Annotated in this window: 16 protein-coding genes; 8 read left to right on the forward strand and 8 right to left on the reverse strand. The window is 35.5% G+C overall.

Features of this window, described 5'->3' with window-relative positions:
* Positions 1–218: 218 nt before the first annotated feature.
* From ACH2CJ_RS06385 to fucP, 3 genes are read right to left on the reverse strand one after another with little or no spacing between them, the layout of a single operon-like run.
* Positions 219–1244: a zinc-binding alcohol dehydrogenase family protein gene (locus tag ACH2CJ_RS06385; protein ID WP_394991421.1), complete on the reverse strand. Its 1026-nt coding sequence runs from the start codon at positions 1242–1244 to the stop codon at positions 219–221.
* 27 nt (positions 1245–1271) lie between these two features.
* Positions 1272–2060, reverse strand: a complete 789-nt coding sequence (locus ACH2CJ_RS06390) for an SDR family oxidoreductase (protein WP_394991422.1) — start codon at positions 2058–2060, stop codon at positions 1272–1274.
* A gap of 20 nt (positions 2061–2080) precedes the next feature.
* Complete coding sequence (gene fucP, locus ACH2CJ_RS06395) at positions 2081–3331, reverse strand: L-fucose:H+ symporter permease (RefSeq protein WP_394991423.1); 1251 nt, start codon at positions 3329–3331, stop codon at positions 2081–2083.
* 174 nt (positions 3332–3505) lie between these two features.
* On the opposite strand from fucP, the gene ACH2CJ_RS06400 reads away from it, so the two are divergent.
* Complete coding sequence (locus tag ACH2CJ_RS06400; protein ID WP_394991424.1) at positions 3506–6484, forward strand: FAD-binding and (Fe-S)-binding domain-containing protein; 2979 nt, start codon at positions 3506–3508, stop codon at positions 6482–6484.
* A complete protein-coding gene (locus ACH2CJ_RS06405; protein WP_394991425.1) occupies positions 6481–7479 on the forward strand; it encodes a glycosyltransferase in 999 nt (332 codons plus the stop codon). The genes ACH2CJ_RS06400 and ACH2CJ_RS06405 overlap by 4 nt, the downstream gene beginning before the upstream one ends.
* Positions 7480–7817: 338 nt before the next feature.
* On the opposite strand, the gene corA is transcribed toward ACH2CJ_RS06405, so the two are convergent.
* Complete coding sequence (corA, locus tag ACH2CJ_RS06410) at positions 7818–8900, reverse strand: magnesium/cobalt transporter CorA (protein ID WP_394991426.1); 1083 nt, start codon at positions 8898–8900, stop codon at positions 7818–7820.
* 3 nt (positions 8901–8903) lie between these two features.
* Positions 8904–10334 (reverse strand): ATP-dependent RecD-like DNA helicase, encoded by a 1431-nt coding sequence (locus tag ACH2CJ_RS06415; protein ID WP_394991427.1) that lies wholly within the window; start codon positions 10332–10334, stop codon positions 8904–8906.
* A 223-nt stretch (positions 10335–10557) separates the two neighbouring features.
* On the opposite strand from ACH2CJ_RS06415, the gene ACH2CJ_RS06420 reads away from it, so the two are divergent.
* The 6 genes from ACH2CJ_RS06420 to ACH2CJ_RS06445 all read left to right on the forward strand — a co-directional run bounded on the left by ACH2CJ_RS06420 (position 10558) and on the right by ACH2CJ_RS06445 (position 16637).
* Positions 10558–11001, forward strand: coding sequence for an NUDIX domain-containing protein (locus tag ACH2CJ_RS06420; protein ID WP_394991428.1), 444 nt, complete (start codon positions 10558–10560; stop codon positions 10999–11001).
* 76 nt (positions 11002–11077) lie between these two features.
* Complete coding sequence (locus ACH2CJ_RS06425; protein WP_394991429.1) at positions 11078–11956, forward strand: DUF3822 family protein; 879 nt, start codon at positions 11078–11080, stop codon at positions 11954–11956.
* Positions 11957–12120: 164 nt separating this feature from the next.
* On the forward strand, positions 12121–12582 hold the full coding sequence (gene coaD, locus ACH2CJ_RS06430; RefSeq protein WP_394991430.1) for a pantetheine-phosphate adenylyltransferase: 462 nt from the start codon (positions 12121–12123) through the stop codon (positions 12580–12582).
* Positions 12583–12613: 31 nt separating this feature from the next.
* Positions 12614–13042: a hypothetical protein gene (locus tag ACH2CJ_RS06435; RefSeq protein ID WP_394991431.1), complete on the forward strand. Its 429-nt coding sequence runs from the start codon at positions 12614–12616 to the stop codon at positions 13040–13042.
* Between the two features lie 63 nt (positions 13043–13105).
* On the forward strand, positions 13106–15574 hold the full coding sequence (locus ACH2CJ_RS06440; RefSeq protein ID WP_394991432.1) for a bifunctional UDP-N-acetylmuramoyl-tripeptide:D-alanyl-D-alanine ligase/alanine racemase: 2469 nt from the start codon (positions 13106–13108) through the stop codon (positions 15572–15574).
* A 91-nt stretch (positions 15575–15665) separates the two neighbouring features.
* Positions 15666–16637, forward strand: coding sequence for a formylglycine-generating enzyme family protein (locus tag ACH2CJ_RS06445; protein ID WP_394991433.1), 972 nt, complete (start codon positions 15666–15668; stop codon positions 16635–16637).
* 60 nt (positions 16638–16697) lie between these two features.
* Here ACH2CJ_RS06445 and ACH2CJ_RS06450 read toward each other — a convergent pair whose 3' ends face one another.
* The 3 genes from ACH2CJ_RS06450 to ACH2CJ_RS06460 all read right to left on the reverse strand — a co-directional run.
* Positions 16698–17210 (reverse strand): DUF4199 domain-containing protein, encoded by a 513-nt coding sequence (locus ACH2CJ_RS06450; RefSeq protein ID WP_394991434.1) that lies wholly within the window; start codon positions 17208–17210, stop codon positions 16698–16700.
* A 113-nt stretch (positions 17211–17323) separates the two neighbouring features.
* Positions 17324–17788, reverse strand: coding sequence for a response regulator transcription factor (locus ACH2CJ_RS06455; RefSeq protein WP_394991435.1), 465 nt, complete (start codon positions 17786–17788; stop codon positions 17324–17326).
* A gap of 47 nt (positions 17789–17835) precedes the next feature.
* Positions 17836–18675: redoxin domain-containing protein (locus ACH2CJ_RS06460; protein ID WP_394991436.1), on the reverse strand; the 840-nt coding region annotated here is incomplete at its 5' end.

Here is an 18675-nt window from a genome sequence, read left to right on the forward strand (position 1 = left end):
TCTTTTCTATGCTGTTAATCGGTTTTTAGCAAATTTAGGCAAAAATGTAACAATCAATTTTTCAGATTTTAATCTAAACTAATTTTGCCCAAGTACTTAGGTTCAAAATACTGATGAGTTTGTTTTTATATTTTAGGTTAATAAATTTAAAATATTGTTTGTAAAAAAACGAGTTTTTAAAGCATCAAGTCCAAAAGTAAAGAACCCACAGAAAGAACTCAAAGCACCGCCATCGCTTTAATCACTTGCGATTTTGGGTCGAGCCAAGAATCAAACATTTTAGGTAACTCATCAAAATTGGTTTGGTGAGTTATCCATGCTTTTGTATCAATTTTACCACTTTCCATTTGCTGAATAATATTTGTAAAATCAGTAGGAAGTGCATTTCTACTCGCTAAAAGTGTAACCTCACGGCGATGAAAATCAGGGTCAAAAAAGGTAACTTCTCCTTGAAAAAGACCTACATAGACTAATTTTCCACCAAAAGCCAAAAGCGAAAAAGCCTTCATCATTGATTGTGCATTGCCTGTGGCATCAAAAATTATTGTTGGTAAATTTCCACCAAGTATTTTTCGTAAATTATCTGTCGAAAAATCATCTGTTGGTACGATGCTATAATCTGTTCCGATGATTTCGTTGGCAAAATCAAGCCTTTGTTTACTAAAATCCATTACGGCAATTTGTGCCTGATGAATTTTGGCAAACTGAATGACTGAAAGTCCAATTGGCCCAGCACCAATGACTAAAACAATATCGTTTGAATTGACATTTGCACGTTGCACTGCATGAGCTCCGATGCCCAAAGTCTCTACCAAAGCCAATTGTTCGTAACTTAATATGTCAGAAGGATGCAGTTTATTTGCAGGAACTTTCATGTATTCGCACATGCCACCATCACTATGAACACCCATTACTTTTAGGTTTTCGCAGCAATTTGATTTGCCATTTCTGCAAGATTGGCAATGACCACAATTGAGATATGGCTCAACCGAAACTTTATTGCCCACAACAATTTTATCGTTTGCAACACCTTTTCCTAAGGCAATCACTTCTGCCCCTAATTCATGCCCAAGCACCCGTGGATAACTAAAAAATGGCTGTTTGCCTCGGTAAGCATGATAATCTGTGCCACAAATACCAATGCGATGAATTTTTAAAAGAGCTTCATTTTCTGCTAAATCATCGTTTATTTCTCGGTCTGTTAAGACAAGCTCACCAGGCTGATTTAATATGATTGTTTTCAAAGTATTGTAATTTTAGAATCGAGTAAATTAAAGTTTCAAAATAGACCTATCTAAATGCACATATCCACCATCGACATGAATTAATTGCCCAGTTGTGTGACTCGAGGCATCTGAAAGTAAAAATACGACCATATTGGCTATTTCTTCGGCAGTTGTCATGCGGTTTTCTAACGGAATTCTGGCATTGATTTCTTGCAATGTTTCTGCTGGATTTGGCAATGTTTTTATCCATTTTTCGTAAAGAGGCGTATAACATTCTGCAACAATCAGGGCATTTACTCTGATGCCGTATTTCAATAATTCGACCGCCCATTCACGCGTGAGTGCATTTCGGCCACCATTAGACGCTGCGTAGGCAGAGGTATTTCCTTGTCCTGTTTCAGCTACTTTTGAACTCACATTGACAATCGCACCTTTGCTGAGTTTCAAGGCAGGCAAAGCATGATGAGCCATCAGATAATAATGTATCATGTTGCTGTGAAGCGAAGCCATAAATCGAGCATAATCTCCATTTTCGAGACTTACGCCATCATTTACCCCTGCATTATTTACCAAACCATCAATTCTTGCGAACTTTTTCATGATAGTATCCACCGCATTTTTGCAGGCTTCGGGGTTTGAAAGTTCAGCTACTACTTGAAACGATTGTTTGTTTTCTTTGGCAAGCTCATCAACTAAAAGGGTATTGTCTTTTTCGTTTCGTCCAACAATTACAGGAATCGCTCCTTCGTTTGCCAAAACCTTTACAATTCCTTCGCCAATACCTTTGGCACCACCCGTAACGATGATTATTTTATCTTTTAAATGTAAATTCATTTTAATATTTTTTTCAATTTTTAGTGAGATGAACCAAGTTTTATGTACTTTACTTTAGCATTTTTCAAAGCAAAATACAATACGACCGTAAAGCAAAGAGCGGGCACGATATAAGAAGTCTGAATATTTGTCACATCAGAAATACGCCCCATAATAACTGGAAAAATGGCACCGCCTACAATAGCCATAATTACTAAGGATGAACCAATTTTGGTTTTTTCGCCCAAACCTCTGATACTCAAAGCAAAAATAGTTGGAAACATGATAGACATAAAGAACTCTACGCCAATTAAAGCATAAATTGAAACCATTCCATTAGTCATAATAGCAATAATAAGTAAAGCAAAGTTGATGACACTATAAATCGCTAAAAGGCGAGATGGGGCTACAAATCGCATGAGATATGTACCTACAAAACGACCAATCATAAAGCCTAATAATGCTCCCGAAAGGAAAAAAGCTGCACTTCGTTCTTCGATTCCTGCTACTTTGTCTGAAAAACGAATAAAAAAACTACTCACGCAAACTTGAGCTCCAACATAAAAAAATTGAGCAATTACACCCAAAATGAGATTCTTTTCTCCCCAAATTGAGTCACTTGAGCTGCTTGTTTCATCAGTTTCTTCTTTGATTTCTGGCAAAGCTGTTCGCCAAATCAAGATGGCTACCAAAAGTACAACTACGCCGATCAGCAAAAAAGGAGTTTGCACCGATGATGCTTCATGGTTGAGGTATTCATTGAGTTGGTCGGTGGACATTGCTTGCTCTTCTTGAGCTGTAAGCGTTTTGCCCGATAAAATAAATAATCCACCAGCCAAAGGAGCTAAAAAAGCTGCCAAACCATTGAAAGATTGAGCGAAATTAAGTCTTTGTGTGGCAGAATCGGCATCGCCTAAGACCGTAATATAGGGATTTGCAGCAGTTTCGAGAAAAGTAAGACCACTTGCAATTACAAACAATGCAACCAAAAAGAACGCATAATTGCGGAGTTCGGCAGCAGGATAAAATAAAAATGTTCCTACTGCAAAGAGCAATAAACCGAGTGTAATACCATATTTATAGCCATATTTTTTCATGAATAAACCTGCGGGTAGAGCCACCAAAAAATAGGCAATATAAGAAGCTGAATCTATCAAAGCAGACTGAAAATCGGTTAATTGACAAGCTTTTTTGAGGTGTGGAATCAAGATAGGGTTAAGATTGAGAGCAAATCCCCAAAGGAAAAATAGACTGGTTAATAAGATAAAAGCAAGCAGGTATTTATTTTTCATAGAAAGGTTGAATAGGGTTTTGTGATTGCTAATGCATCAAAAAACAAAAATAGACTAAATACTTAAATATTACATACTGCCCACACGGCATCAAACATTTTTTTTATGACAGCATCTATTTAATGAAGATGAAAATGCTTTATTTTGTGTTCTAAAACGCCCTATAAAATTCGTATGTTTAAAATTTCTGAAAACGGTACTCTGATTGATAATTTTGAAAAATTAGCCAAAATCTTTGATGGCGAACTATTTTTTGATGAATCGCATCAACATGAAGCTTTACGGGTGGTTTATTCGACTGATGCTTCGGTGTATCAAGAAAAACCTTTAGCAGTGGCCATTCCTAAAACGGTCTCAGATTTAGAGCAACTCATTGCTTTTGCCCAAGAGAAAAAAACTACGCTTATTCCTCGTGCTGCAGGTACTTCGTTGGCTGGGCAAGTGGTTGGCAATGGCATTGTGGTTGATATTTCTAAATATTTTAATAAAATTATTGAAGTTAATCAAGCCGAGAAATGGGTGAGAGTGCAGCCTGGTGTCATTCGCAATGATTTGAATGCGTATCTTCACCCTTACGGTTTACTATTTGGGCCAGAAACCTCAACTTCGAGCCGTGCTATGATTGGTGGCATGATTGGTAATAATTCGTGCGGACTTCATTCAATTGTTTGGGGCGATACCCGTGGTAATTTAGTGGAAATTACGGCTTTATTGAGCGATGGAAGTGAAGTAGTTTTCGGTGATTTAAGCCAAAAACAATTTCAAGAAAAATGTAAAGGTGACACTTTAGAAGCAAAAATATATCAGGAAATTAAAACTTTGATTGAAAATCCTGAAAACCAAGAAGCTATCGAAAAAGGGTTTCCTAATAAAGAAATTACAAGAAGAAATACTGGTTATGCTTTGGATTATCTTTTAGGAATTGCACCCAAAAATGGTGAAATTTTCAGATGCCCAATTGGAGGTTTGGGGGCTTTAATCGCTGGCTCAGAAGGAACATTGTGCTTAATTACTGAGGCTAAATTAAAATTGATTGACTTGCCACCTAAAGAATTTGCCTTGGTCAATGTGCATTGCAGCACAATAAGAGAGTCGCTTTTGGTAAATTTGCTTGCGTTGAAACACCAATGTTTTGCTTCCGAATTGATGGATGATTTAGTGTTGGAATTAACCAAAGGTAATATTGAACAAACTCGTAATCGTTCGTTTGTGGTAGGAAAACCAGCTGCGATTTTGATGGTTGAGTTTTTTGCTGATACGCTCGAATTGTTGGAAAAGAAAACTGCTCAATTTATTGAAGAATTGCACAGGGAAAACCTTGGATTTGCGTATCCAATCTTGCTAAATGCTGAGTGTACAAAGGCTTGGGATTTAAGAAAAGCAGCTTTGGGCATACTTTCCAACCAAAAAGGCGATTTTCAACCAACCAATTTGATTGAAGATTGTGCCGTTTCGCCCGAAGATTTACCTGATTATATTGATGAATTAGAGATTTTATTAAAAAAACATCAACTTCAATATTCTATTACTGCTCATGCAGGAGCTGGCGAGCTGCACGTGATTCCGATGATGAATTTGCGTACAAGTGAAGGTAAACAACTTTTTAGACAAGTATTGGCAGAAACGGCGGTTTTAGTTAAAAAATACAATGGTTCGCTTTCGGGTGAGCATGGAGATGGACGCTTACGTGGCGAGTTTTTGCCTTTTATGATGGGTGAAAAAAACTATGAATTATTCAAAGAAGTAAAGCATATTTTCGACCCAAATAATATTTTTAACCGTGGGAAAATTACAGATACACCCCCCATGAATGAGTTTTTAAGAGTTCAACAAGATCAACCTGAATCTGTTATTTCGACTATTTTTGATTTTTCAGAGCAAGACGGAATTTTGCGTTTAGCCGAAAAATGTGCTGGTTCAGGCGATTGTCGTAAAACCGAAATAACTGGCGGCACGATGTGTCCGAGCTATATGGCAACTCGCCAAGAAAAAGATACAACAAGGGCGAGGGCAAATATGCTGCGGCATTACTACACGACTCCTGCCACGATAGGAAGTGAGTTTTTAGCTCCTCCATCGGGGGCGGCTGTTAAGGATGTTTTAGGTTTATGTCTTTCTTGCAAAGGCTGTAAGTCTGAATGTCCGTCGAGTGTTGATGTTGGCAAGATGAAAGCCGAATTTATGCAACATTATTACGATCAGCATGGTGTGCCTTTGCGTTCAAAATTGGTTGGTAATTTTAGTAAATTGATGCAATTGGCCTCTATTGCACCGTGGGCTTATAATTTGATTTTTGAAAATGAAGGCTTGCGTAAAATCGCCAATAAAATGGTAGGTTTTCACCCAGAGCGAACAATGCCAAATTTGGCAAAAACAACGCTAAAAGCTTGGAATAAAAGTCAAGACCAGAAAGATATAAGTCAAAAACAAGTTTTTCTTTTTTGTGATGAATTTACTAATTATAATGATGTTGAAGTTGGAAAAAAACTCATAAGCCTTTTACAAAGACTTGGTTATCAAGTAAGTATTCCAGAGCATATTGAGTCGGGGCGTTCTTATTTATCAAAAGGGTTAGTGCGGAAAGCTCAGAAAATTGCCATCAAAAACGTAGAAAAACTCAAAAACTTAATTACTGACCAAACCCCTTTGATTGGCATAGAACCTTCGGCAATACTAACTTTTAGAGATGAATATTTAGATTTAGTTCCTAACGAATTAAAGGCATCAGCTCAAAAAATAGCTAAAAATACTTTTCTGTTTGAAGAATGGTTTGCCCAAGAAATTGACCGAGGAAATATTAGAAAAGAACAATTTACCGACGAAAAACGACTGATAAAATTGCATGGACATTGTCATCAAAAAGCACTTTCGAGCCTTACTCCAAGCAAAAAAGCTATGTCGTTACCACAAAATTATGAAGTACATTTAATTCCATCGGGTTGTTGTGGCATGGCAGGTTCATTTGGCTACGAAAAAGAGCATTACGATGTTTCGATGCAAATCGGGGAGTTAGTCTTATTTCCAACCGTCAGAAAACAAGCGGAGGATACAATAATTGCTGCCGCTGGCACGAGCTGTCGTCACCAAATTAAAGATGGAACAGGTAGAATTGCTTTCCACCCAATTGAAATTTTGTTTGATGCTTTGAAATGAAAATAACCAAAAACTTTCCAAAAGTTTCTATTTTTATTGCCGCTCGCAATGAAGAAAATAATATTTTAGATTTATTGCATTCATTAGAAAAACTGACTTACCCTAAAGAGTATCTACAAATATTAATTGGAAATGATGGCTCGACTGACCGAACTGAAGAGATAATTCAAGAATTTATTGCTCAAAAGTCGAAACGTTGTACCGCTCATTATCAGTTATTTAATATCGAAAACCAAGTAGCTGAACTCAAAGGGAAAGCGAATGTTTTGGCACAATTGGCACATTATGCTAAAGGTGAATATTTTTTCTTTACTGATGCAGATGTAGAAGTTCCTGAATGCTGGATTGAAGAAATGCCGAAAATTGAAGGTGTTGCTACAGGCATTACATTGGTGAAATACAGCAATTGGTTTGAGGCTTGCCAAGCAATAGAGTGGTTTTTTGCTTTATATTTAATGAAACGAATGACCGATTACAAGATTCCATCTACAGCAATGGGTAATAATATGATGGTTTCGGCAAAGGCATATTGGGCGGTTGGCGGGTATGAAAAAATAGGTTTTTCGATTGTCGAAGATTATGCTCTTTACAAAGCAGTTGTTGATAAAGGATTTGAATTTAGGCAAGAATTTGAGCCTTCTCTAATGACGGTTACTAAACCACCACCCAATTACTTTGAGCAACGCAAACGTTGGGTAACGGGTGGAATTGCCTCAAAATCAATATTAATCATACCGGCACTAATTCAAGGATTAGTTTTGCCTATTTTGTTGATTATCAGTTTGTTAAGTTGGAAAGTTTCTGTCTATGTTTTTGTTATTAATTTTTTGATTAACTTCTTTTATGGGTTCAAAATTTTAAAAAAACTTAATCAAATTCATTTATTAAAATACCTTCCTGCTTATACAATCTATATGTACGTGTTTTGGTTTTTGCAATTGATTGCCTATGCTATGCCAACCAAATTAGTTTGGAAAGGGAGGAGTTACAGCTAAAATAACAAGCTAAATTGGCAGAGCATTTGTAATAAAAATCTACACGGTTAAAAGTGCCAAAGTAGCATTAAATAAGTGTGGCTTTTTTTCTATTATTTTATTGCCAGTTTGGTTTTGAAATCACCATAAGGAAAAAAAAATATGAAGAATAACAAAGCAGATATTGCTGTTATCTCCTTGCTCTTTGTACTCACTTTCTGCCGCCAAAACTAAATTTTGCTTACTAAACCAATCACTTTCGATGCAAATACCATCTGGCGTCACTTCACTATTTTTCTTGCCTTTTGTGCATTTTGCTCCAATAACTTTCCATCTATATTTATCTGATGAAAATCATGTTAGACATACTTTTTCAATTTAAAATAAATCCAAAGCAGTAACGACATACCAACCATGCCTCCGAGTGTTAAAAAATATCCATTGGGATGGCGGAGCTCGGGCATATTGTCGAAATTCATGCCATAAATACCTGCAACGAAGGTCAGAGGCATGAAGATAGCAGTAAAAACCGTTAAAGTTTTCATTACTGAGTTCATCTTATTGCTCAAACTCGTAAGATAAATGTTTTGAATGCTTTCAATCATTTCACGATAGTTTTCAATCGTTTCGAGCGTTTGTAAAACATGGTCATAAATATCTCGTAAATAAACATTTGTTTCAGGATGAATTAAAGGGGAATCATCTCTTGTAAGTGAGCCAAAAATATCACGCAAAGGCAAAACTGCTTTACGAATTTGCATTAATTCTCTTTTCAATCCATACAATATTGCTTGGTCTTTTTGATGGGGATTTTCGATAATTCTTATTTCTAATTCTTCTAATTTTTCGCTAAATTGTTCAATAACAACAAAGTAATTATCTACAACCAAATCGCAGAGCGAATATAATAAATAATCTGCTTTTCCTTTACGAGTTTTACCAACCGATGTCTTCAATCTTTCATAAATAGCTCCAAATACATCAGATTTATGAACTTCTTGGAATGAAATGACATAATCTTGTCCCAGAATTAAAGCAACGTGTTCAGATTCTATCTCATTGTTTTCGACATTAAATTGAAGCATTTTCATTATAATAAAGATGTTATGCTCACCAAAATGCTCTAATTTAGGTTTTTGTTCAGTGTTTAATACATCTTCAAGCAAAAGTGGATGCAGGTGATAATGTTTGCCCACGGCTTCCACTACCGAAACTTCATGTATGCCATCAACATCAAGCCAATTTACGTGATCTTCGGGATAGTCTGACCTGCAATCATTCAGCACTTTTATGATTTTTTGCTGGTAGAATTCTTGGTTGAATTCTACCAATTTTATAATAGTATCTTGAGCCGTTTCTTTGCCTACATACACAAGTGTACCTGGCGAAGTAAATGCTTTTTTCTTGATATATTTTTCGAGTTTTTTGTGATTTTTCGACATGATTTATTCTTTGTTTTCTAAGAACTGCTTATTGAAATTGAGTAAAAAAACTTCTTTTACCCCACGAGTGATGGCTGTATAAAGCCATCGAATAAAGTCGCTATCTACTTGATTTTCAGGTAAATAGCCTTGGTCTATAAATACGGCATCCCACTGCCCGCCTTGCGATTTGTGGCAAGTAAGAGCATAAGCAAATTTAACTTGAAGGGCATTCAAATAACTGTCTTTTCGAAGTAAATCTTGGCGTTCTTTTTTAGATTTTACCCAAAAATAATCTTTCAAAACATTCTCATAAAGCAACTTGTTTTCCTCGCTCGTGAGTGTTGGTGCATTTGAATAAAGAGTATTAAGAATAATTTTAGTATCAAATTCTTCTTCGTCAGGATAATCTATCAATTTGAGCGTAACATTGGCAAAACGTAGTCCGTGCATTTCTTCTTCCCGACGAATTTTCAGCACTTCTACAAAATCACCGTTAGCAATAAATCCAGCTTTTGATTCTTCGCCCAAAACTGTATAATTATTACGTACTACCATCAACATATCGCCCGATTCAAGCTCATTTTCTGAGTAATTAATGGTGTTTCTAATATACCTATTATACTGCACCGCCGTTTTGTTTGAACGAGTAATAATAGTCGTGTTTTCTCGCCCATATTTATCATAAGCGTACCTGATACCATCTTCCAAACGCTCGCTGGTCATACGATAAAAATCTCGGTATTTGCTGGTAACTAATTGAATATTAGGCACTTCTGCCGTTAATTGTTTCCGTAAATCGGTGGCATTTGTCAATATTCCCGAACCTTCACCTTGTCGCATTACTTCGGTTAGGCAATGCTCAGTAAGTGAAGTATGATAGCGATTTCGGAGGTGGTCTGCATCCAAAGCTGGACTAAAAGCGATACCAACAGGCGGCAATTGTGCTTCGTCGCCAATCAATAAAAGTTTATTAGTTTCTTGCTCAAAAACAAAGTCTAATAAATCGTGCAACAAGCTATTTGTACCAAATTCTCGCACGTCCGAAATCATCGATGCCTCATCAACAATGTAAACGGTGCCTTCTTGGTTATTTTTTTGGCGTTCAAAAACCAAAGCTCCTGTATAGGCGTTTTCGACTTGACGATAGATTTTTTTATGAATTGTCAAAGCAATCTTTTTTGAATAGCTCGACATCACTTTTGCTGCTCGACCCGTTGGTGCAAGCAGTACGGTTTTATAACCAAATTCCTTTAAAACCTTAATCAAAGTACCTACAAAAGTCGTTTTTCCAGTTCCTGCATAGCCTTTGAGCATAAAAACATCACGAAATTTTTCTTCGTCAAGGATAAATTCATCCATCAACTCAAACAATTTTGCTTGCCCCAAAGTAGGAGTGAAGGGGAATTTTTTAAGAAATCGTTCTGAAGGTTTTACGTTTTCGTCGAGGGCCATTTTTTGAAAGATATGAGATACAAGATTCCGAGATATGAGGAAAATTTCAGAATTTTTTCTTGCCAATTTATTTTAAACAATGACATTCTTTCTAAAATTTCGTATATACAATCTCGAATCCGAATGCAAAATAAACCTTTAAATTTTAAAAAACATTCACACATTCAGTAAATCACTCGTTTTTGATTCATTATCTTTGCAAACTTTAATAGATTTTTGTTAAATGCTCTCAACAAATCACCAAATAATCGCCCAACAACTTTATGGAAACCGTATTCGGGTGAGGGTGTGTGGTGTTTGCATCGAAAATGGACAAATTTTGTTAGTTTGTCATCGACCAATTTTGGGTAAGAATGATTATTGGTGTCCGCCTGGAGGTGGTGTTGATGAAGGTGAAACTGCCGAAGAAACTCTCCGACGAGAATTTTTGGAGGAAACTGGTCTCAAAATAGAAGTCGGACGCTTATTATTAACAAAAGAATTTGTTCAAGCACCATTACATGCTGTTGAACTTTATTTTTCTGTAAAAATTTTATCGGGAAATCTAATAAAAGGTCATGACCCCGAAATGAATCTCAGCGAACAATTGATTAAAGAAGTGAGTTGGCTACCTCTGCAAAACAATGTTTTTTCGATGAGTGAGTTTGATTTAGTAGAAAATACTTAGAAAATAGTTGAATTTTGCTTAAAATTGTAAAGAAAAGACAATTTTGTATCTGTGAAAATAAAACATTTGCCATAATTTGGAGACTTTAGCTATAAATATATCACCAAGTTTCGAGATTAAAGACGACCGCTTTAATAGCAATCAGATTGCCGAAAGCCATCTTTTGATTGAAGTAAGCCGTGACCGTTTTCGCTTTGCTGTGTATCATTCAGAACACGATGTAATTATGTGGTTGGAAGATTATCATGTTTTTTCGTTACTGACTGAAAATCAATTACTTAAATCGCTCAAAACTATTTTTCAACAGCATAATTTTTTGTCAGCAAACTATTGGAAAACTATCCGTTTGACTGTCAATGCTAATAATTTTACTTTGATTCCTGACGAATATTATGAAGCTGATGAAGCTACTAAATATCTCAACTTTGCTGCCGGGAAAAATCTTTCTGACCGTGAGCAAATTTTTGATTTTAAGCATAGTCGTTTTGGTGTAGTAAGTGTTTTTGGCGTACAAAAAGAACTAATTGGCTGGTTTCGAGAAATGTATCCTGCCCGAAAAATTACACCTGTTCCTGTGCTTGGGTCGCTTATTGAAGGCATCGTGCAAGACCGAAATAACAATGGGTTGCACCTATATTTTGAAGATAATCATATATCAATAATTTATTTTAAAGATGCCAAGTTGCATTTTTGTAACCGTTTTCATTTTCGTACTTCACAAGACATGGTTTATCATGTACTTTTTGTAATGAATGAATTGAGCTTACAAACCGAGATGCCCGTTACTTTTTATGGCGAAATTACTTCATTTTCTGAAGGATATATACAATTGAGTGAGTCGCTAAAAAATATAAAATTTGCACTAAATCCTATAAAATTGCGTTTTAGTCAATACTTTGATGATTTACCAGAACACCGATATTATACTTTGTTTAGTTCGTATCATTTGTATTAATAGAACACTATCAATAGTTAATAGACTTGTTGCAATGGGAGTTTGGATTTAAAAAAAGGCTATTTTTAAACGAATAATCTTCCATAGCAAGAAGTCTAATATATAGTTAATTCAAAATGATTAGCTAAATCAAATACTTGGACTTTAAAATACGTCAATCATAGATGAAAAAAGTTGCTTTCTTTCCTGGTTCATTCGACCCTTTTACGAAAGGGCATGCCGATATTGTGATGCGAGGACTAAAGCTTTTTGATGAAATAATTATCGGAATTGGCACAAATTCGGCTAAAAAACGATATTTTTCGTTAGAAATGATGACAGAGAAAATCAGACAGACGTTTAAGAGTAATGATAACTTGAAAATCATTTCTTATGACGACCTAACAGCTAATGCGGCAATTAAATGTGGGGCAAATTTTCTGTTAAGAGGCTTGCGAAATACAACCGATTTTGAGTACGAAAATACGATTTCACAAGTAAATCGTCATTTAGTAGGCGAGCTGGAAACAGTTTTCTTGATTACTTCGCCCGAATTAGCCCCGATAAGCTCAACAATCGTACGAGAATTGCACAAATACGGAGCAAAAGTTGATGACTATTTGCCTTATGATTTGGAAAAAAAATAAGTAATGTGAATCTTATAATGTGAATATATTAATGAAAAATATCTTATTGCTATCTATGGTTTTGTTTGTATTCGGCTGTAAAAAGACCGAGACAATAACTGAACCTAAAAAAGTTATCTCAGCAAACTTTTGGAAACTTGACCGATTTGCTGATGTTGAGGGTAAAACTTTGAGTCAAAATCAGCTAAATTCGCAAGCTCAAGCACTTTTTGGCTTAGATTATGAATTTCGTAATGATAACGTAACTCGTGCGAAAGACCGTATTACTAAACAAATCTTGAATGCCGGCACATGGTATTTATTAGATGCTAACCAAACTTTAGATATTGATATTTTGGGTTTTAAAGGTAAATTTAAAGTCATTGAAATATCAAAAAATAAAATGATTTTACAGGCTGAAAATAACAAAATGATTAGTGCAGGACAATTTGTCAATATGGAGTTTTTACCTGCTTTATAAAACCATAAATGCTATCTAATCTTTCCTACTTAGGAAGGGTTGGGTTGTTTTCTTCAAAAAAAAGTGAAATTTTCTTCCGAACCTATTATTACTGAAGCGAGTGTCTTATTGACCGACAGCCGTTTTGTTTCTCAACCTGATCATAGCATTTTCTTTGCCATCAAAGGTGAACGCCATGATGGGCATCAATTTATCGAAGAACTTTACCAAAAAGGAGTTCGAGAGTTTGTTGTAGAGAAAAAAGCGATTACTGACGATTTGAAAAATCGTTTTAAAAAATTGCCTAATGCTAAAATCTTCTTGGTCGAAAATAGCATTCGAGCCTTACAAAATCTTGCACAAGAACATCGACTCAAATTTGATATTCCTGTGGTAGGTATTACAGGTAGTAATGGCAAAACGATTGTAAAAGAATGGTTAAGCGTATTATTGGCAAAAGATTATGATTCGGCACGCCGCTCGGTTATAAAAAGCCCAAGAAGCTATAATTCTCAATTAGGTGTGGCACTTTCAGTTTGGGAAATTAACGAAAATCATACACTTGGAATCTTTGAGGCAGGTATCTCCAAATCGGGGGAAATGGAAAACCTTGAGCCAATCATTCGCCCTTCTATTGGTATTTTTACAAATGTTGGTTCGGCACATGACGAAGGTTTTAGAAGTAGAAAACAAAAAACTACGGAAAAATTGCGACTCTTTCGCCGAAGTAAAACCCTGATTTATTGTAAAGATTATGAAGATATTGATGATGAGATTCGTTTACTTTTGAAAGCTGTCAACCCAACGATTGAGCTTATTGGTTGGTCGAAAAAAGCAGGAAGTAATATATTCGTTAATGCAACAAAATCGGCAACTTATTGCACTTTACAGATTCTGTGGAATAGTAAAATCTATGATTTCCAGATTCCATTCGCCGATGATGCTTCTATCGAAAATGCTACGCATTGTATATTTTTAATGCTTCATCAATCAATTGAAGTAGCAGAAATTCAAGCTCGTTTAAATTTGCTCAAACCAGTTGCCATGCGTTTGGAATTGAAGCAAGGAATTAACGATTGCTACCTGATAGACGATACTTATAATAACGATTATGCTGGACTTTCAATGGCTCTTAATTTTATGAGTCAGCAACACACAAAACGCTTTAAAGTGTTGATTATAAGCGATTTGTTGCAATCAGGTTTAGAAGAGTTGGAACTTTATGAAAGTATTGGAGACTTGGTGAAAGGTAAAGAAATCGACCAAGTTATAGGTATTGGTGAAGTTATTTCTCGTAATCAGCAGTTCTTTAAAAATGGGGTCTTTTATCAGACTACCGAAGCGTTTTTGGAGAAACATCCAATCATTCAATTTCAAAGCTCATTAATTTTGTTGAAAGGTGCGAGGAAATTTGAATTTGAAAAAATTGTCAATCGCTTGATTCAGAAAGTTCATGGAACTGTTTTTGAAGTGAATTTAGATGCCTTGACTAATAACTTGAATTATTATAGAAGTAAAATCGGTTCAAGTACAAAAATCATGGTGATGGTGAAAGCTTTTGCTTATGGAAGTGGCAGTGCAGAAGTAGCAAGTTTGCTCGAATATCACCGAGTAGATTATTTGGGTGTAGCTTACACTGATGAGGGTGTAATACTTCGCCAAAATGGAATAAAATTGCCAATCATGGTACTAAATCCACAGCCAGAATCTTTTGCCAAACTCATCGAATATAACTTAGAACCTGAGATTTATAGTTTCAAAATATTTAGTCAATACCTCGAATTTACTTCTTCTTTTGCTAATAAATCGTTTAAAATTCATCTAAAACTTGATACAGGTATGCACCGATTAGGTTTTGAAGAACAAGATATAGAGCAATTGATTGAGCAATTAAAACAAAATTCTCATATTATAATCGCTTCTATTTTTAGCCATTTGGTAGGTGCAGATGAAAGCGAGCATAATGGTTTTTCGAAATCTCAAATTGAGAAGTTTGACCTTATGTCGCAACAAATTACGACATCGCTTGATGGTATTAAACCACTCAGACATATCTGCAATTCGGCAGGAATTATTCGTTTTCCTGATGCTAAATTCGACATGGTTCGCCTCGGAATTGGGCTTTATGGTGTAGAAATTACTGGTACCGAACAACATTTTTTGCAGACTGTTGGCACTTTAAAAACTATTATTTCTCAAATAAAAAACCTCAAAAAGGGTGAAACAATTGGTTATAGTCGCAAAGGAATATTGAGTAAAGATTCACGCATTGCAACGATTGCCATTGGTTATGCCGATGGTTTTGATAGAGGTTTTAGTCAGGGCGTTGGAAAGGTTTTAGTTAATGGGGTAGCTTGTCCAGTAATTGGTAACGTGTGTATGGATATGACAATGATCGACGTAAGCGATGCTATTTGCGAGGAAGGAGATGAGGTTGTGATTTTTGGTAAAAATTTGTCAATCACAGATTTAGCCAAAACAATTGATACGATTCCTTATGAAATATTGACGGGTGTGAGTGAGCGAGTGAAGCGGGTTTTTTATAAGGAATGATGTTAGAAATGATAGTCATTTCAAAATGAATCATGCAAATCTTGTGTATAATTTTAATCGTATCTTATATTTGTAAAAAAACTCAACCTCAGTGAAAAAAATAGCTATCGTTCTTCTATTCTTTACTTTTGTTGCATTTCGCAATGAAGATTTTAAACCTTATACCGAACAAATTCCTGGTTTGCAACACGGCATCGAAATGCAGCCGATTATTGCAGGCGAATTTTTGATGGGGAGTATTGATTCAGAAAATAACCGTAAACCCGATGAAGGCCCACAACATAAAGTAAAAATTGACGCTTTTTGGATGGCAAAGTATGAAATTACGTGGGAATTGTACGAAACGTATTTCAATAAAGAACTCGAAGTTAAAGACGAAAAAAACACCCCCGAAGTAGCTAATCGTGTAAACATTGTAGCTCGACCGACTCAACCTTATGTCGAAATGTCATTTGGGCAGGGAAAAGAAAGTGGGTTTCCAGTTTGTAATGTTACACAGTTTGCGGCACGTGCATTTTGCAAATGGCTTTATGCCAAAACTGGAAATTTTTATCGACTGCCAACCGAAGCTGAGTGGGAATATGCAGCTCGGGCGGGTTCAAAAACTACGTTTTATTTTGGTGATGATGCTTCAAAGCTAAAAGAATATGCATGGTATTTTGATAATTCGGATGGTGCATATAAAAAAATTGGACAACTAAAACCAAACGCTTGGGGGCTTTATGATATGTACGGAAATGTAGCCGAATGGACTTCTGACTTATATGTAGCAGATTTTTATGGCAAACCCGAAGCAAATAACAATCCTTATATTCAACCAAAAGACCATTATCCACACGTGATACGTGGTGGACATTGGGACGATGATGCTGATAAATTGCGTAGTGCTTCTCGCCGAACTTCAACACCAGATTTGAAACAACGTGACCCCCAGATTCCAAAGTCTGATTGGTGGTTGACTGACGCTCCATTTTTAGGATTTAGAGTTGTAAGACCAGTCAAACAGCCTTCAAAAGAAGCAATCGAAGCCTATTTTGCTCGTCCACCGAAAGATATTCCTTGATATACCAAAGGTGTTGAGTAAAAAATGAGGGATAAGTTTTAAAACTTATCCCTCATTTTTTTATTTCTTTTTCAAAATCAAAGCACTAATAAGCGAAACCAATAAACCAACTGGCACTATTTCCATATAAGTTAATACTATCACCCAAAGTGGGTTTTTATACATTTCTTTATAACCAGCCATTTCGGCAGTTTTTTCGCTTATTTCTGAGGTGCTTGCTCCGCTTGATTTTAGACTTTGTATTGCTTGATTTTCAAATTTCTCCATGAAATCTGGAATAAAAAAATAATAATCGATTAGCCAAGTAATTACATAAAAAGACGAAGCAATGAGCGTAATAAAAAGTCCAATCTTTAAGGCTTTTCCGAAAGAAATTATTCCTTCATTTTGTTTATCTCGAAAGTTTTTTATGCCAACAAAGATAAGCGAAAAAGCAAGAATCATGGAGGCATAGCCCACCCACATATTACCTTGAAAATTGCCCGTTGCATAGCAATATCCTACTGAAGAAAGTAAAAATAGAGAAACAATTAACCCCGAAATTCCCCCATAAGTAAGTACGATTTTTTTCATTGATTTCAAAATTTGGTTATACTGCAAATCTGGCTGTTTTGTCTCAATTTCAACTCATACTTTTGAGTGATTTTATCTCAAGTCTCATTTTTCATACCAAAGTATGAGAACTTCTAAGCTATTAAACTTAATCTTTTTGCCTTTTCGATTGCTTGGGTACGGCGTTTAACATCCAATTTCTCAAATAAGTTTGAAGTATGAGTTTTGATAGTGTTTAACGAAATAAATAATTGTTCTGCAATTTCTTGATTGGTCAATCCAACTGACATTAATTGCAAAACCTCTAATTCTCTTTTACTCAAGCCCAATTTATTGAGTTCAATTTCATCCAAGACAAAATTATTTTTAAAAACTTCTTTTGCTATAATTTGGGTTTCTACTTTCTGCTTATTTAGTTTTAGGGCAATCCAAATGCCGAGAGCGGTAAATAGTAGAGCAATCAGTCCAATGTAGATTTCAAAGGCATTATTGATAATAACTAAACGTAATTCAAACCATTTTAATAAAAACAGCAAAATAGCCAACGAAATGCTGTACAAAATAATATCTTTATTTTTTGTCAGGAAATTTAAAATCATCTGATTACTAAGCAGAAAATTTCAAAATGTATAAAGTTATTATTTTCTCAAAAATACCTTCCAATTTTTGGGTGATCTACAATCATTTTTTTGAGTTTTTGATTGTCAATACTACCTTGAATTCCATAGATTTTTTTTCCACCAGGCTCCACCAAAAGAGTATAAGGCAAAGCTCCATTCCATTTTGGGTCAATGGCTTCGATTAATTTATAAATATCTTCATCTTTAAAAATGTAGTTTTTTACACCCGAATTTTTTTCTTTCAAAAACTTTAATACTTTGTCTTTTTTCTCCATTTTATCGGCTGAAACTGACACAAATTCGAAATCTCTAGCCCCGTACATTCGATGAATATCCAAAAAATCAGGATATTCAATTACGCATGGGCCACACCAAGTTGCCCAAACATTGATAAGACGAAGTTTGTCTGAATCATCGTTTTTTACCAATTTTTTAATTCCATCCGTATCTAATTCTTCGAGTGTTACTGGGCGTGATTTCCAGTTTTTTTCATTTTTTTCGTTATATTCCGTTTTCCAAGCCCATTTGACTGAGCAACCAAAAGTTTTTGTTGTAGGAGTTGTTACTATTTTTCCTGCCAAAACTTCATCAAGAGCTTTTCTAAGGTCTTCGGCATTTCCTCCATTGCTTGGTTTTTCGAGGGCATCGAGTCTTCCATTATAACGCAAAATACGTTTATTATCAAAAACAAAAGCGTGCGGAGTAGCCACTGGCCCATATTTTATCGAAGTGGCTTCTGTGTCGCCATCATACAAATACGGAAAATTGTATTCTTTTTCTTTTGCTCTGACTTTCATGTTCTTATAGTCGTCGTTGAGGTCAGAATACCCCAATTCTTCCAATAAAAGTCCATTTGGACTATTGGG

The organism is Emticicia sp. (genome assembly GCF_043780375.1).
GTDB lineage: Bacteria > Bacteroidota > Bacteroidia > Cytophagales > Spirosomataceae > Emticicia.

Bases quoted from the DNA above. Each gene is read 5' to 3' on its own strand.
- corA (WP_394991426.1), bottom strand. From the start codon at position 8,900: ATGTCGAAAAATCACAAAAAACTCGAAAAATATATCAAGAAAAAAGCA.
- coaD (WP_394991430.1), top strand. From the start codon at position 12,121: ATGAAAAAAGTTGCTTTCTTTCCTGGTTCATTCGACCCTTTTACGAAA.
- ACH2CJ_RS06415 (WP_394991427.1), bottom strand. From the start codon at position 10,334: ATGGCCCTCGACGAAAACGTAAAACCTTCAGAACGATTTCTTAAAAAA.
- ACH2CJ_RS06390 (WP_394991422.1), bottom strand. From the start codon at position 2,060: ATGAATTTACATTTAAAAGATAAAATAATCATCGTTACGGGTGGTGCC.
- ACH2CJ_RS06435 (WP_394991431.1), top strand. From the start codon at position 12,614: ATGAAAAATATCTTATTGCTATCTATGGTTTTGTTTGTATTCGGCTGT.
- ACH2CJ_RS06455 (WP_394991435.1), bottom strand. From the start codon at position 17,788: ATGATTTTAAATTTCCTGACAAAAAATAAAGATATTATTTTGTACAGC.
- ACH2CJ_RS06420 (WP_394991428.1), top strand. From the start codon at position 10,558: ATGCTCTCAACAAATCACCAAATAATCGCCCAACAACTTTATGGAAAC.
- ACH2CJ_RS06400 (WP_394991424.1), top strand. From the start codon at position 3,506: ATGTTTAAAATTTCTGAAAACGGTACTCTGATTGATAATTTTGAAAAA.
- ACH2CJ_RS06450 (WP_394991434.1), bottom strand. From the start codon at position 17,210: ATGAAAAAAATCGTACTTACTTATGGGGGAATTTCGGGGTTAATTGTT.
- ACH2CJ_RS06405 (WP_394991425.1), top strand. From the start codon at position 6,481: ATGAAAATAACCAAAAACTTTCCAAAAGTTTCTATTTTTATTGCCGCT.
- fucP (WP_394991423.1), bottom strand. From the start codon at position 3,331: ATGAAAAATAAATACCTGCTTGCTTTTATCTTATTAACCAGTCTATTT.